Origin of the sequence: Amycolatopsis sp. BJA-103, from assembly GCF_002849735.1 — a bacterium.
Lineage (GTDB): Bacteria > Actinomycetota > Actinomycetes > Mycobacteriales > Pseudonocardiaceae > Amycolatopsis.
This window is the reverse complement of record NZ_CP017780.1, coordinates 2552889-2566683: the sequence shown is the minus strand read 5'-3', so window position 1 is coordinate 2566683 and position 13795 is coordinate 2552889. Positions and strand designations below refer to the sequence as shown.

Below are 13795 nucleotides of genomic sequence, written 5' to 3'. Positions count from 1 at the left end.
TGCGGGGTGGTGCCGGTGTCCTGAAGGCCACCTTTGCCTGACGCGTTTCGTCCTCTGGTCGCGGTAGTAGCGCGTGCATGTAGCGCAACCAGAGGACGAAACGCGGGGTCAGGAAAAGCGTTGCGGGACGCCCCAGGGGTTGTCGTCCCGCAGCGGTTCGGGCAACAGGTGTGACGGCCAGTCCTGATAGGACACCGGCCGCAGGAAGCGGTCCACCGCCGCCGTCCCGACCGACGTCGACGCCGGTGAGGTCGTCGCCGGGTACGGGCCGCCGTGCTGCATCGCCGCGGTCACCGCGACCCCGGTCGGCCAGCCGCCCCAAAGGATCCGCCCACTGCGGTCGGCCAGCACCGGACGCAGCGCCTCGACGTCGCCCGCCTCCGAGTCCAAGGCGTGCACGGTCGTCGTGAGCTGACCAGGCAGCGCCGCCAAAATCGGCACGACGTCGGAGAGCCGCGAGTACCGCACGATCACGCCCAGCGGGCCGAAACACTCCTCCGCCACGTCCGGGACGAAATCGGCGAGGTCGATTTCGAGCAGCCGGGCCCCGGCTCCCCCGGCGATCTCGCGCATCCCCGGAATCGCGGCCAGCCGCTCCGCGACGGTCTCGAAACCGGAGGCGATGCGATCGTTCAAGAAAGACCCCGCCGTCACCGCTCGCAAGCGTTCGGCGACGAGATCCACGAACGGCCCCGAGGACGGCGCGAACACCAGGCCGGGGTTCGTGCAGAACTGGCCGTTGCCCAGCGTCAGCGAACCCGCGTAACCCGTCGCCAGTTCTTCGGCACGCGTCTCGGCGGCGCCGGGCAGGACGATCACCGGATTGACGCTGCCGAGCTCGCCGTGGAACGGGATCGGAACCGGCCGGTCGGCCGCGATCCGCGCCAGGGCGAGCCCGCCCGCCACCGATCCGGTGAAGGCCGCGGCCGCGACAGCCGGATGCCGCAGCGCCTCCACTCCGGCGGTTTCCCCCTCGACAAGACCGAGAAGCGCACCCCACCGCCCGAGCGCCTCGACGACGATCGACGCCGTCCGGCGGGAAAGCTCCGGATGCCCCGGATGCGCCTTGACCACCACCGGGCATCCGGCCGCCCATGCCGCCGCGGTGTCCCCGCCCGCCACGCTGAACGCGAAGGGGAAGTTGCTCGCGGCGAACACCAGGACCGGTCCCACCGCCGTGCGATACCGGCGCAGATCCGGCCGGGGGCCGGGTGGCCACGACGGATCGGCGCGATCGATCCGGACGTCGTAGGACGAACCGCTCTCGGCCGCGAGCAGGCGCAGCTGGAACGTCGTGCGGGCCAGCTCACCGGTCAGCCGTTTCGTCCCCAGCCGGGTTTCGGCGTCGGCGATCGCGATCAGCGCCGGGCCCGCCGCGTCCAGCGCGTCGGCCACGCCGGTGATCACCGCCGCGCGCGTCTTCGGGTCGGTGGCGGCCCACGCACCGGCGATCTCCGCCGCCTGGACGATTTCCTTCATTGGTTCCTTCCTCTCCGGGGGCTGAAGGGGCCTTTCCCCGCATCGCATGCGGCGAAGGGCGCTTTCCCTACGTGGCATGCGGGGAAAGGCCCCTTCAGCTCAGAGCACGAAGCCCGCCGGGAACGGATCGTCCGGGTCGAGCAGGTAAGTGGCGTTGCCGGTGATCCACGCGCGCCCGGAGAACTCCGGCACCACGGCCGGGACACCCCCGACGGTGGTCTCGGCGACCAGCTCACCGGTGAACGTGGTGCCGATGAACGAGCTGTTCTCGAACGGCGTGTGCAGCGCCAGCTCGCCGCGGGCGTGCAGCTGGGCCATCCGGGCCGACGTGCCGGTGCCGCACGGCGACCGGTCGAACCAGCCGGGGTGGATGGCCATCGCGTTCCGCGACGCGCGGGCGTCCGAACCCGGGGCGAGGAACTGGACGTGCTTGCAGCCGCCGATCAGCGGATCGGCCGGATGCTTGGGCGGGCGCTGGTCGTTGATCGCCGCCATGATGTCCAGTCCCGCCGCGAGGATCCGGTCCTTCTCCGAGCGCTCGAACGGGATGTCCACTCGGGACAGTTCGAGGATGGCGTAGAAGTTGCCTCCGTAGGCCAGGTCGTAGCGCACCTCGCCGAGCCCGGGCACCTCGACCGACGCGTCCCGCTCGGCGAGGAAGGACGCGACGTTGCGCAGCTTGACCCGTTCGGCCCGGCCGCCCCGGACGTCGACCTCGGCGTGCACGAGCCCGGCCGGGGTGTCCAGGCGCACCACGGTCTTCGGTTCGGTCACCTCGACCATGCCGGTCTCCACCAGCACCGTCGCCACGCCGATCGTGCCGTGCCCGCACATCGGCAGGCACCCCGACACCTCGATGTACACCACGCCCCAGTCGGCGTCCGGCCTGGCCGGCGGCTGCAGGATCGCGCCGCTCATGGCCGAATGGCCGCGCGGCTCGTTCATCAGGAACCGCCGCAGGTGGTCCAGGTGCTCCATGAAGTACCGGCGGCGCTCGGCCATGGTGTCACCGGGGATGACGCCGACCCCGCCGATCACCACCCGGGTCGGCATGCCCTCGGTATGCGAGTCGACGGCGGTGATCGACCGGATCGACCGCACCTACTCCACCCCCAGCGAGGCGAGCGCGCGGCGCATGTCGGCGGTGACCTGCTCGCGGTGCTCGTCGGTCAGCGGTCCGCGCGGCGGACGGCAGGGTCCGCCGTAGCGGCCGACGAGGTCCATGCCGAGTTTGATGGCCTGGACGAACTCGGTGCGCGAGTCCCAGCGGAACGCGGCCACCAGCGGTTCGTACAGCGCCCTGGCCTCCTCGAGTTTCCCCGCCCTCGCCAGCTCGAACAGGCGCACCGACTCGGCCGGGAACACGTTCGGGAAACCGGCGAACCAGCCTGTCGCGCCCATCAGCAGGCTTTCCAGCACGACGTCGTCGGCGCCGCTGATCACGTCCAGGCCCGGCGCCTGCTCGCGGATCTCCAGCACCCGCCGGACGTCACCGGAGAATTCCTTGACCGCCACCACGTTGTCGATCGCCGCGATCTCGGCCAGCAGCGCCGGGGTGAGGTCGACCTTGGTGTCGATGGGGTTGTTGTAGACCATCACCGGCAGGCCGACCGACGCCACCGCCTCGAAGTGGGCGAGGACTTCACCGCGGTTCGCGCGGTACATCGTGGGCGGCAGGCACAGCAGGCCGCCGGCACCGTCTTCGGCGGCGATTTCGGCCCAGTGCCTGGCCTGATGCGACCCGGGACCGTGGACGCCGACGACGACGATGCCGTCCTTCCCCACGGTTTCGATCGCGGTACGGGCCGCGCGGCGGCGTTCGTCGTCGGTGAGCGACGAATACTCGCCGAGGGAGCCGTTCGGGCCGACGCCCCGGCAGCCGTTGTCGATCAGCCACCGGCAGTGCGCGGCATAGGCGTCGTAATCCACGGCCAGCCCGGCGGGTGCCGATGCGTCCGCCCGGTACGGGAGGGCGGTCGCGACGACGACGCCACCGAGGTCGGGGGTGCTCATTCAGGTTCTCCTTCGGTTCGGGCGGCGAGTTCGCCGAGCCGGATCGGCTGGGCGATCGGGCGGTGGTGCCGTTCGGTACCACCGCAGAGTTCGGATACCGCCGGACCGCACATCCGGCCCTGGCACGGGCCGAGGCCCGCCCGGGTGCCGAGTTTCAGCGCGTGCGGGCCGGGGCAGGCCGGGTCGGCGGTCGCGCGGACGAGCTCGCCGTAGGTGGTTTCCTCGCACCGGCAAACGATCGTGTCCTCGCGAAGCCAGCGTCGCCAGGCCGAGCCGATCGGATGCGCCGTGGCGAGGCGCTCGGCGAACGTGTGCGCGCGGTCGCGGGCACGGACCAAGGCCGGGCCGGGCGTTTCCCCCGCGGCGACACGACCCGCCACCGCGCCCTCGGCCGCGGCGGTGACCGCGCCACCGATACCGGTGATCTCGCCCGCGGCGAAGACACCGTCCACTGTGGTCCGTTGGCCGTCGTCGACCCGGACGAAACCACCGTCCAGTGCGCAGCCCGCGGCGACGGCGAGTTCGGGTTGCGGGACGAATCCGTGGCCGACGCAGACCGCGTCGACCTCATACGTCCGCTCGGTGCCGGGGACGACCGACCAGTCCGCGCGGACCTCGGCGGTCACCACCTCGCGGACGCTGTTCGCGCCCCGCGCTTCGATCACGGCCCGGCCGAACCGGTACGGGACACGATGGCGGGCCAATGTCGCGGCGTAGCGGGCCAGTTCGCCCGCCTTGCCCGCGTGGGCGGCCAGGCGCCACGGTCGCGCCGACCATCCTTTCCGGACGGTCGCGAACGGGTTCGCCTCCAGGACGGCGACCACCTCGGCCCCGGCGTCCAGCAGCGATTCCGCGACCGGCAGCAGGAACGGCCCCGCCCCGGCGACGAGTACCCGCCCGCCGATCGCGACCCGCTCCCCTTTCGCCAGCGCTTGCGCCGCGCCCGCGGTGTACACGCCGGGCAGTTCCCAGCCGGGGAACGGCAGGGTGCGGTCGTGCGCACCGGTCGCCAGGATCAGCGCGTCGGGAACCAACGTGAGCCGCTGTCGTCCGCCACCGTCGGACTGTCCTCGCAGGACGTGCACCCGGTTCTCCGCGCGGTCGAACGCCCAGACGGTGGCACCGGGCCACCACTGGCACCTCGGATGCGCGAGCAGACGGCGGCGCCGGGTGAACTCCGGTCCGCCGTGTTGTGCCGCGTAGGCCTCCGGCGACATGCGGTAGTACTGGCCGCCGGGCGATTCCGCCTGGTCCAGCACCGTGACGCGGGCACCGGCCCGCAAGGCGTGCTCGACGGCCGCGAGTCCGGCGGGCCCGGCGCCGACGATCACCACATGCCGGCTCACGCGTTCTCCTCCCGTGACTGGGTGCGGATCTCGTCGCCGTCGGCGGCCGGACGGCGGCACGCGCGGACGTCGGGCACGTCGTTGACCGTGAGAACGCAGTCGAAGCAGGCGCCGATGCCGCAGAACACACCGCGCGGCGCACCGGAACGCGTGGTGCGCCAGGAGATCCGGCCCGCGGCGAGCAGCACTCCCGCCACGCTCTGGCCCGCGATCCCGGTCAGGGCTTCGCCGTCGACGGTGATCCGGATCGGACGGCCGCTCACGCGGCCACCCCGGCCAGTACCGCGGGACGATCCACGGTGAATTCTCCGACGGGCATCGCAGGCTCCGCCCCGGTGAGCAGTTCGCGCAGCAGGCGCGCGGTGCCGACGCTCAGCCCGATTCCGGCGCCTTCGTGCCCGGTGGCGTGCCACAGGTTTCCCAGCCGCGGGTCCTCTCCTAGCACCGGGAGGTGATCGTCCACGTAGGGCCGGAAACCGCCGTACGCCCGCATGATCGCGGCGTCGGCGAGCGACGGGAACAGCCTCAGGGCCTTGACCGCGATGGCGCTCAGCACGTCGGGGCGGATGGCGTCGTCGAACTCCACCCGGCGGCGGGACGAGCCGATCAGCACGGTGCCGCCCCAGGTCGACTCGACGACGGCGGAGGTCTGCAACTCCCCCGAGTCCGCGCCGACAGCGCCGACGTAATCGGCGTCGTAGACCTTGTGCCGGACGACGCCGGGCATCGGGGTGGTCACCAGCACCTCGCCCCGGCGGGGGCGGATCGCGATCGGGGCGCCGAGGCGCGCCGACACCTGACCGGCCCACGGACCCGCGGCGTTCACGACGACGTCGGCCTCGATGACCTCGCCGGGTACGCGGACACCGGTGATCCGTCCACTTCGGACGGACGCGCCGAGGACCTCGGTGTCGGACCGCAGCCGGGCGCCGTGGCGCAGCGCGGAGCCCAGCAGGGCCAGCGCCGCGCCCGCTGGCTGGACCTGAGCGTCCTCCGGGTAGAGGAACGCGGCGGTCACCTCGCGGGTCAGCGCGGGCTCGGCGTCGGCCAGTTCCTTGGGAGACAACGGTTCCGCGCGGACCCCGAGTTGCGTCCCGGCGAACGACGTGAGGGCGCGGGCGCCGTCCTCGGTGGTGGCGACCACGATGCCGCCCTTGGGGTCGTACTCGATCGCGGCGGCGGCACGCGCGTCCTCGTCGGCGATCTCGGCGACGACACGCGGCCACATTCGGACCGAAAGCTTCGCGAGTTCGAGTTCGGCGCCTGGCCCCTTGTCGGAGACGAGGATGTTGCCTTCACCGTGCGAAGTGGTGCCCCCGGCGGCACGGCCGCGATCCACGACCACGACGTCGAAGCCTGCCAGGCTCAGCTCACGGGCACACGCGGCGCCGACGATACCCGCGCCGAGTACGGCCACACGCGTTCGGTTCATCGGCCCTCCAGCGTTCGGTAAAGCGAACGATCGGAGAGTAGGTTCCCTCCCGGAGGGGTGTCAATACCTGGGGAGCGGTCAGCCCTTCAGCACGGGATGCGGCCTGCCGTCGAGCCGTTCGTCGGCGCGATACTGCAGCAGCAGGACCGAGTGCACCGGCCCGTCCGGCGCGGTGTAGCAATGCGGCTCGCGGGCATCGAAGGCCACGTAGTCACCAGGGCCGACCTCGACGGTCTTGCCCGCCACCTCGACCCGCAGCGAGCCGGACTGCACGACGGTGTGCTCGATCCCGACGTGCCCCTGCGACCGCTGCGGCGCGTCGCCGCGCACCACCTGGTCGTACACCTCGAAGACGCCGTCACCGGTCTCGATCCGGCGCAGCGGCCGGAGATCCACTCCCTCGCCGCTGAGCACCTCGACGTCGGCGCCGCGCACCACGGTGAGCGCGCCGCCCGCGCGATGGTCGAGCAGATCGGAGATCGCCACCTCCAGCACCCTGGACAGGCTGAACACGGTCTCGATGGTCGGATTGCCGCCGCCGGACTCCAGCTGCGACAGCGTCGCCTTGCCGATGCCCGACCTGCGGGACAGCTCCGAAAGCGAAAGGCCCCTCGCCGCCCTGGCCGCGCGCAGGTTGACCGCCAGCATGTCCCGGATCGAGGGCGTCTCGTCCTCCACCGCTTCTCCCCTGTCGTTCGTCAAACCGTACGACCGGACGGCGAATCGTTCGCTTTGCCGATCGAGTTCGCGGACATCATGACACGCCTTCCGACGGGGAGGGCATAGCCGCGGCCGATGGGGCGACGCGATGGTGGGCCGTGGCGGCCGCGATGAAACTCCTTCACCAACCGGTGTGTCACCGTCGACACAGGGTCACGGGCCACACCGCCCTATCTCCGTATCCCTCGAGCGAGGAGATCCCCGTGCAGCTGATCCGTAGATCCTCATCGGCCGGAAGACGGCTTCGCGCGTTCGGCGCGGTGCTCGTCACCGCTCTCGGACTGACCGCGGCAGTGACCACCGCACCGGCCACTGCCGCCGCGAACGCCTGTCTCACCGGCACACTCGCCTTCGACCATCTCGACGCGGAGGCCGGCCCGAGCAAACCCGTGCGCACGCAGGTGGCGCGGAACGCGAACTGGGAGCTGTGGGGCCGCACCGGTTCCAGCGCGGCGGCCCGGCTCTCCAGCGGCATCACCGGCGCGTCCGACGGCCGGTTCTCCGCCTGCCACCCGGCCTCCCTCACCGAGGCGTACGTCAAGTTCCGGTCGAGCAGCACCTCGATGTGGCGAGTGGTCAAGGCCTCGAACAACACCACCGACTACACGTTCGACTCGGCACGCCGCACGAACCTGTCCGGCACCCAGGACCTCGGCACGGTGAAGGTGCCCTCCGGCCTGCAGCGGGCGTGGAAGGTGGTCGACACGCTCAACGTCCTCTACTGGAAACGCGCCAACCCCAGCTCGTCCTGCTGGACGAGCCGCCAGTCAGACGGGCGCTGCGACCAGATCACCTTCGTCTGGGATCCGAAGGTCGCCGACGGCGGCTATTGGGACTACCCGAACACGAACTACGTCTTCCTCGGCAACACGATGCCGGATTCGAAGCACCTCGTGCTCCACGAAGCCGGGCACTGGCTGCAATGGCAGCTCTACGGGCGCGGCTTCCCGGTGGTCGAGGACTGCAACCCGCACTACATCGAGAAGCACAGTTCGGAGTCGTGCGCGTGGACCGAAGGCTTCGCGGACGCCGTCGCCGCCTACGCCCTCGGCGACTATCGCTACGTCTACGACAACGGCAACTCCTCCAGCTTCCAGAACGACGCCTCGACGCCGGGCTGGGACCGTGGTGACACCGTGCAGGGCCGGGTCGGCTCCTCCCTGCTGGACCTGTGGGCCGCGAACGGGCCGGACGGCGGGAACTGGAACCGCACGATCGCGCTGATGACCCGCGACTTCAGCCAGAACTTCCGTGAGTACTTCACCGAGGACAGGCCCGCCGCCGGCCTGTCCACGACCGGTACGGCGCGGCGGATCCTCGCCGGGCACACCGTTTCGTACTGAGCTGAAGGGGACTTTCCCCGCATGGCATGCGGGGAAAGTCCCCTTCACCGCGTGAGACGCGGGGAAAGCGTCCTTCAGCTCCTGGCCGCCCGGACCCAGGCGGAGATCTCGTCGGCGGTCGACGGGAAACCGCCGGAGAGCAGGTCGTGCCCGGATCCGGTGACCACGACGTTGTCCTCGATGCGGACGCCGAGGCCGCGCAGTTCGGGCGGCACGGTGCGGTCGCCGGCGTGGAAGTACAGGCCGGGCTCCACCGCCAGCGCCATCCCCTCCGCCAGCGTGCCCTCGCGATAGCCGGAGGGATGGGCGGCGGCGCAGTCATGGACGTCCAGGCCGAGGAAATGGCCGGTACCGCAGACGATGTAGCGCCGGTGCTGCTGCCCGTCCGGCGACAGCGCTTCGTCCACCGACACCGGGAGGAGGCCCCAATCGTGCAGCCCCGCCGCGAGCACCCCCAGCGCCGTCGTCTGGAAGGCTGCGAAGTCCTGACCGGGGCGCACTTCCGCCAGGGCCGCGACCTGCGCCTTGTGCACCAGGTCGTAGACGTCGCGCTGAGCCGTCGTGAACTCCCCGCCGACCGGGAAGGTGCGGGTGATGTCGGCCGTGTACAGGGACTCCAGTTCGACTCCGGCGTCGAGCAGCAGCAGGCTGTCCTCGGTCACCTCGCCGTCGCAGCGCGTCCAGTGCAGGATCGGCGCGTGCGGCCCGGCGGCGACGATCGAGGTGTAGCCGGGACCGGTGCCCTCGGTGCGGGCACGCCGGTCGAAAGTGCCCTGCAGCCAGCGCTCCCCGCCGCCGCGGACCGCCTCGGGCAACGCGGCCAGCACGTCGGCGAACCCGAGGGCGGTCGCGTCGACGGCGTCGCGCAACTGGCCGATCTCCCAGTCGTCCTTGATACGGCGCAGGTCCGCGAGAACCGTCCGGAGCTGTTCGCTGTGGCCGAAGCCGAACGCGTCGAGCGCCGGGTCGACCCCGGCACCGACCAGGACGCCCGGGTTCCGCCCGCGCAAGCCGTGCGGGAGGTCCTCCAGCGGACGGCAGTCGATGCCGAGCGCCCGCCCGTACGCGGCGGGCCCGGCGGCGGTGCCGACCCACAGCGGGCTGGTATCGGCGTCGCCCACGAAGTCGGGCTCGTCCGCCTCGGCGGGCCGAGGGACGTACAGCGTGGCGTGGTGGCTGTCCCCGGCCGGGGTCAGCACCAGGATCGCGCCCTCACGCTGGCAGCCGGTGAGCCAGACGAAGTCGCTGTCGGCACGGAAGCCGTGGAAGGTGTCGTTGGAGCGCACCACGGCCCGGCCCGCCGCGAGTGCGATCCGTCGTCCGGGCAACTCCGCGGACAGCCTGCCGCGATGAGCGGCGGCGGCCTCGGCGGCGCCGGGCGGCACCTCGACCACGTCGTCGGCGGGCTCCCAGCCGTCACTGATCCAGTTCCGGAACCCCTTGGCGGCCAGCAGCGCGCGCAGATCCGGCCGGGTTCGGTCGCCGGTCATCGGCTCCCCCTTCAGGTAGTCGGACTTCTGCCCGCACCCTCACACCGCGAACGGTCCGGCAGTAATGACCGGCGGCGATAGACTCCGCCTATGGCCCTGGAGATCCGGCACCTGCGGGCGATCTGCGCCATCGCCGAAGCGGGCAGCCTCTCGCAGGCGGCCGCCGCGCTGGGCATGTCCCAGCCGTCGCTGACCTCGCTGCTCCAGCGGCTCGAACGGCAGATCGGCGCGCCGCTGTTCGTGCGGAGTCATACCGGCGTGACCCCGACCCCGGTGGGCGAGCAGACGCTGCGCCGCGCGCTGACCCTGCTCGTGGAGTTCGACCGCTTCGAGAGCGACCTCCTCGGCGCGCTCGGCGACGGCCCCGTCCGGCTCGGATCGTCCCAAATGGACTGTCTGCCCACCTTCGTCGAACGGCTGGACGACGCGCTGCCGGGGCTGGACGTGACCGTCCATGTGGAACCGTCCAGCGCGGTACTGGCCCAAGCCCTGGCCCGCGCGACCCTCGACATCGCCGTCATCGCCATGTCCGACGACCAGGAAGTGCCGCTGGCGAAGCATCTGGGACACCGGGTGCTGTTCTCGTGGCTACCCGTTTTCGTCGGCCTTCCCGCCCGGCACCGGCTCGCCGACGGCTTCGAGGTCGACCTGGCCGACCTCGCCGACGAAGCGTGGATCGGGCCGCCGGGTCCCGAAGACGGCTCGCTGACGTCGCTGCGCGCGGCGACCCACCGCGCCGGGTTCACGCCTCGGATCCGCTTCGAATGCCCCAACGGTGGCGGACGGCACCTGATCGCCGCCGGGCAGGCGGTGCAACTCGTGGAACCGACCGCGCCCGAACTGCCGGGCATGGTCGTCCGTCCGCTGAAGGACGACCCCATGCGGATGCGGCTCGTGCTCGCGTGGCGCAAGGAGCGGATGACGTGGGACCAGGCGGAGAACGTGTACCGCGCGGTGATGACGTCGTACACGCGGCACGCGATGGCGTCGACGCCGTTCCGGACGTGGTGGGAGCGGCGGCGGAGTTCGCAGTCCTGGGACGGGCTGGTGGACTTCTTCCGGGTGACCGGTACTTGACGCCCACCGCCAGGAAACCACCGCTTTCGAACAGGCTGTAACCACATGCCGCCTCGTTGCGATTGACCCGGTACCTGCGAACGGAGACGGGGGATGATGGCGCAACGGCTCTGGCTGGGCCTGGCGGTCGTCTACACGTGCACCGCCCTGATCCAGCTCTACCTTCTCGCCAGCACCGGCGCCGTCTGGGCCGGGACACTCACCGCCCTCGGCTTCGTGGCGGCACTCCTGTGCACTCTCGCCTCATGGCGGGCCTCGAAGCGAGAACGGGACGACACCAGGGAAATCGACTCGCACCATTCCTAGCGATCGGGGTACGGGGCCGCCCACGACTCCTCCTCCAGACCGATGCCGTTGGCCACGTAGGCGATCGTCCGGTACCAGCCCGCGAGCACGAGGAGTTCCAGGAGCTGCTTCTCCGGATAGTGCCCGGCGAGCGCGGCCCACGCGTCGCCGGAAACCGTTGCCGTGTCGTGGAGTTCGTCGACGGCGGCGATCAGGGCGCGATGCCGGACCGACCAAGCCGGATGCGCGGGATCGCCGGAGACGGTCGCTTCGACCTGTTCCGGTGTCAGCCCGACCACCGGTGCGAAAACCGCCGCGTGGACACCCCATTCGTAGCGGCATCCGCAGCGTGCGGTCACCCGCGCGATGACGATTTCCCTGTCCAGCGCGGGTAATTCCCCGTGCGCGAGCAGGCCGGCGCCCAGGACACGCATTCGCGAGGCAAGCTCCGAGTGGTGTTGCAGCAACCTGAACAGCGCCAACGGTTCCTGCGCCACACCGGGCGGCATCCATTTGCGAAGTGCCTTTCGACGTCCGCCTCGTAGGGCGGGATGAGCGGCGCGATCCGTGCCATGACCACCTCGAGTGCTTCGACTTTCGAACCACTATGCTGCTTCGAAAGTCGAAGCACAAGGGGGTGTGATGCCCGAAGACCCGATCCCGCGCCCCGGACGACCGGTCCGGGGCTCCGAAACCGGCCGCCCGCTCATGGCCGCCCTCGACCTGCTGGGACGCCGGTGGACGCTGCGGGTGATCTGGGAGCTACGCCAGGGCCAGGTCGGATTCCGCGAACTCCAGCGGCGCTGCGAACGCATGTCGTCGAGCGTGCTCACCACCCGGCTCGGCGAGCTCACCGAAGCCCGCATCGTCACCATCGGTGAGGACGGCTACACGCTGACACCATTGGGCGAACAACTCCTCGACGCCCTGCACCCGCTGGAAAAGTGGGGTCTCACCTGGGAAAAGGCCTTGCGCGAGTGACCATGCGCGAGGGTGAATGCCCGTTGTTCACCCGGCGCGGTCTTGCCAGGTGCGGTGAGCAGCGTACGGTGACAGGTACGTGAGGTTGAGTCCACCAGCCCGCGCGAACGACCCGCACGTCCGCGGCCCAGCTCTTTCACAGGGCGACGCGGCGGCGAGTTGACTTGCGCAGCCGTTGTGCAGGCTTACCCGTTGTCCGTCTCGTCCCGGCTATCCGGGAGACCAGCATCATGACCGACCGAATTCCGTCCACGCGGGGCAGCCGCGACGGTCCCGCCCTGAAGACCGTCGTCCACGCGACCGTTCCTCAACCGCGCCCGTCGGACGACCACCTGTTGCGGGTCCGGCGCACCCGATGGAGTGAAAACCTGCTCGTCGTCTCCGCCGCGGGCGAAATCGACCTCGCCACCGCCGGACGGCTCGAGCACGCCCTGCGGGGCGATCTGCCCGCCGCCACCGTGCTGGACCTCACCGAGGTCACCTTCCTCGGCGTCGCCGGGCTGCGGGTCATCGAAACGGCCGCCGCCCGCGGTCACGCCGAACACCGCACGACCGGTGTCGTCGCCAGCACCCGGCCGGTACTGCGGCTGCTGCAGTTGTTCGGCGTCGACGCCCACATCCCCGTGTACCGCCACCTCGCCACCGCACTCCGCGAAGTGCCGAAAGCCCTGCCCGCGCACGGAATCTGAGCCGCGAGGGCGCTCAGGATCCGGCGAGTGGCAGCAAAGTGGAGAGGCCCGTCTTCAGCGCCAGTCGCCGGATCGTCGGCGACGGCAGGAAACTCAGGTCGACACCTTGGGTGGTGCACCGGTCGTTGATCCGGACCAAAGTCGCCAGCCCGGTGGAATCGCAGAAATCGACGTCTTCCAGGTCGACGACGAGGCGGCCGGGCACCGGTTCCAGCGCCTCCTCGAAGCTCTCCTTGAGATCTTCGGACGTCGTGAGGTCGATTTCCCCCGCCACCGCGATGACGACCTGAGCGCCATCCGGCCTGGCGACGGTCACCGAGAACGGCACCTCCCGGCTGTCGCCGTCTCCGCCCGTCACCGTCACACTCCCTCACGATAGGCACCCCGCCAGTCCCGAAGATATCGGATGGCGGCCCCCGCCCGCGCGGCACTCGCACCCCGATCCCGGCGGTGCCTTAGCCTTGACGGTAGATCCGGCGGTCGTGGACCGCGGCGGACGAGGAGGAGAAGCTCCGTGATGCCGATCGACGAGCCGGTGCGGCACAGCACCGACGAGCTGGTCCTCCAGGTCGCCGCAGTCCCCGCCCAGGCCGCCGCGTTGCGGGACGTCCTGGCGAACTGGGCCCTCGAACGGGGCCTCCCCCGTGAGCTGGCCGAGGATCTCAAACTCACCGCCTACGAGGCGATGACCAACGTCGTCAAGCACGCCTATCCGGACGGCACCGACGACAACCTCATGACGATCACCGCCGCGTACGCCGACGGGCACGTCAAGATCACCGTCGCCGACGAGGGCCGCTGGCGCGACGGACGCCGCCCGGACGGCGGACGCGGCCTGCCGATCATCCGCGCCTTCGCACCGGAGGCCTCGGTGACGAGCACGCCCACCGGGACGATCGTCCGGCTCGCCTGGCCCTGCCCGTCCCTCTGACCCGTTCGC

At 71.0% G+C, this 13795-nt stretch carries 16 protein-coding genes; 6 read left to right on the top strand and 10 right to left on the bottom strand.

Annotated elements, in window-relative coordinates:
* Positions 1–108 precede the first annotated feature (108 nt).
* From BKN51_RS10745 to BKN51_RS10715, 7 genes are all read right to left on the bottom strand, one after another.
* Positions 109–1479 (bottom strand): aldehyde dehydrogenase (NADP(+)), encoded by a 1371-nt coding sequence (locus BKN51_RS10745; RefSeq protein ID WP_101607502.1) that lies wholly within the window; start codon positions 1477–1479, stop codon positions 109–111.
* 99 nt (positions 1480–1578) lie between these two features.
* Positions 1579–2580, bottom strand: coding sequence for a proline racemase family protein (locus BKN51_RS10740; RefSeq protein ID WP_101607501.1), 1002 nt, complete (start codon positions 2578–2580; stop codon positions 1579–1581).
* Complete coding sequence (locus tag BKN51_RS10735; protein WP_101607500.1) at positions 2581–3492, bottom strand: dihydrodipicolinate synthase family protein; 912 nt, start codon at positions 3490–3492, stop codon at positions 2581–2583. It abuts the gene before it with no gap.
* Positions 3489–4838: an FAD-dependent oxidoreductase gene (locus BKN51_RS10730; RefSeq protein ID WP_101607499.1), complete on the bottom strand. Its 1350-nt coding sequence runs from the start codon at positions 4836–4838 to the stop codon at positions 3489–3491. Before BKN51_RS10730 ends, BKN51_RS10735 begins: the two co-directional genes overlap by 4 nt.
* Positions 4835–5101 carry a (2Fe-2S)-binding protein gene (locus tag BKN51_RS10725; protein ID WP_101607498.1) on the bottom strand — a complete coding sequence of 89 codons (267 nt, stop codon included), beginning with the start codon at positions 5099–5101 and terminating at the stop codon, positions 4835–4837. Before BKN51_RS10725 ends, BKN51_RS10730 begins: the two co-directional genes overlap by 4 nt.
* The gene (locus BKN51_RS10720) at positions 5098–6270 is read right to left on the bottom strand and encodes an NAD(P)/FAD-dependent oxidoreductase (RefSeq protein WP_101607497.1); all 1173 of its coding nucleotides are present in this window, start codon (positions 6268–6270) and stop codon (positions 5098–5100) included. Before BKN51_RS10720 ends, BKN51_RS10725 begins: the two co-directional genes overlap by 4 nt.
* A gap of 78 nt (positions 6271–6348) precedes the next feature.
* On the bottom strand, positions 6349–6948 hold the full coding sequence (locus tag BKN51_RS10715) for a helix-turn-helix domain-containing protein (RefSeq protein ID WP_168214308.1): 600 nt from the start codon (positions 6946–6948) through the stop codon (positions 6349–6351).
* 245 nt (positions 6949–7193) lie between these two features.
* Here BKN51_RS10715 and BKN51_RS10710 point away from each other — a divergent pair, with 245 nt between their 5' ends.
* A complete protein-coding gene (locus tag BKN51_RS10710; RefSeq protein WP_101607496.1) occupies positions 7194–8333 on the top strand; it encodes a metalloprotease in 1140 nt (379 codons plus the stop codon).
* Positions 8334–8407: 74 nt separating this feature from the next.
* Here BKN51_RS10710 and BKN51_RS10705 read toward each other — a convergent pair whose 3' ends face one another.
* Complete coding sequence (locus tag BKN51_RS10705; RefSeq protein WP_101607495.1) at positions 8408–9823, bottom strand: aminopeptidase P family protein; 1416 nt, start codon at positions 9821–9823, stop codon at positions 8408–8410.
* Positions 9824–9913: 90 nt separating this feature from the next.
* Between BKN51_RS10705 and BKN51_RS10700 the strand changes: the two genes are divergently transcribed.
* A complete protein-coding gene (locus tag BKN51_RS10700; protein WP_101607494.1) occupies positions 9914–10900 on the top strand; it encodes a LysR family transcriptional regulator in 987 nt (328 codons plus the stop codon).
* Between the two features lie 93 nt (positions 10901–10993).
* Positions 10994–11206: a hypothetical protein gene (locus tag BKN51_RS10695; protein WP_101607493.1), complete on the top strand. Its 213-nt coding sequence runs from the start codon at positions 10994–10996 to the stop codon at positions 11204–11206.
* Here the strand turns inward: BKN51_RS10695 and BKN51_RS10690 are convergent.
* Positions 11203–11619 (bottom strand): carboxymuconolactone decarboxylase family protein, encoded by a 417-nt coding sequence (locus BKN51_RS10690; protein WP_233224163.1) that lies wholly within the window; start codon positions 11617–11619, stop codon positions 11203–11205. The two genes, BKN51_RS10695 and BKN51_RS10690, sit on opposite strands and share 4 nt — an antisense overlap.
* Positions 11620–11827: 208 nt before the next feature.
* Here BKN51_RS10690 and BKN51_RS10685 point away from each other — a divergent pair, with 208 nt between their 5' ends.
* The gene (locus tag BKN51_RS10685; protein ID WP_101607492.1) at positions 11828–12166 is read left to right on the top strand and encodes a winged helix-turn-helix transcriptional regulator; all 339 of its coding nucleotides are present in this window, start codon (positions 11828–11830) and stop codon (positions 12164–12166) included.
* A 230-nt stretch (positions 12167–12396) separates the two neighbouring features.
* Entirely contained in the window at positions 12397–12855 is a 459-nt protein-coding gene (locus BKN51_RS10680) for an STAS domain-containing protein (protein ID WP_101607491.1), read from the top strand.
* Between the two features lie 13 nt (positions 12856–12868).
* On the opposite strand, the gene BKN51_RS10675 is transcribed toward BKN51_RS10680, so the two are convergent.
* Positions 12869–13213 carry an STAS domain-containing protein gene (locus BKN51_RS10675; RefSeq protein ID WP_233224162.1) on the bottom strand — a complete coding sequence of 115 codons (345 nt, stop codon included), beginning with the start codon at positions 13211–13213 and terminating at the stop codon, positions 12869–12871.
* A 159-nt stretch (positions 13214–13372) separates the two neighbouring features.
* Between BKN51_RS10675 and BKN51_RS10670 the strand changes: the two genes are divergently transcribed.
* On the top strand, positions 13373–13786 hold the full coding sequence (locus BKN51_RS10670; protein ID WP_101607489.1) for an ATP-binding protein: 414 nt from the start codon (positions 13373–13375) through the stop codon (positions 13784–13786).
* Positions 13787–13795: the final 9 nt, after the last annotated feature.

What these genes read in the sequence shown, in the direction of transcription:
- BKN51_RS10745 (WP_101607502.1), bottom strand. Translation starts at nt 1,479, where the DNA reads ATGAAGGAAATCGTCCAGGCGGCGGAGATCGCCGGTGCGTGGGCCGCC.
- BKN51_RS10735 (WP_101607500.1), bottom strand. Translation starts at nt 3,492, where the DNA reads ATGAGCACCCCCGACCTCGGTGGCGTCGTCGTCGCGACCGCCCTCCCG.
- BKN51_RS10720 (WP_101607497.1), bottom strand. Translation starts at nt 6,270, where the DNA reads ATGAACCGAACGCGTGTGGCCGTACTCGGCGCGGGTATCGTCGGCGCC.
- BKN51_RS10705 (WP_101607495.1), bottom strand. Translation starts at nt 9,823, where the DNA reads ATGACCGGCGACCGAACCCGGCCGGATCTGCGCGCGCTGCTGGCCGCC.
- BKN51_RS10700 (WP_101607494.1), top strand. Translation starts at nt 9,914, where the DNA reads ATGGCCCTGGAGATCCGGCACCTGCGGGCGATCTGCGCCATCGCCGAA.
- BKN51_RS10695 (WP_101607493.1), top strand. Translation starts at nt 10,994, where the DNA reads ATGATGGCGCAACGGCTCTGGCTGGGCCTGGCGGTCGTCTACACGTGC.
- BKN51_RS10690 (WP_233224163.1), bottom strand. Translation starts at nt 11,619, where the DNA reads ATGCGTGTCCTGGGCGCCGGCCTGCTCGCGCACGGGGAATTACCCGCG.
- BKN51_RS10685 (WP_101607492.1), top strand. Translation starts at nt 11,828, where the DNA reads ATGCCCGAAGACCCGATCCCGCGCCCCGGACGACCGGTCCGGGGCTCC.
- BKN51_RS10680 (WP_101607491.1), top strand. Translation starts at nt 12,397, where the DNA reads ATGACCGACCGAATTCCGTCCACGCGGGGCAGCCGCGACGGTCCCGCC.
- BKN51_RS10670 (WP_101607489.1), top strand. Translation starts at nt 13,373, where the DNA reads ATGCCGATCGACGAGCCGGTGCGGCACAGCACCGACGAGCTGGTCCTC.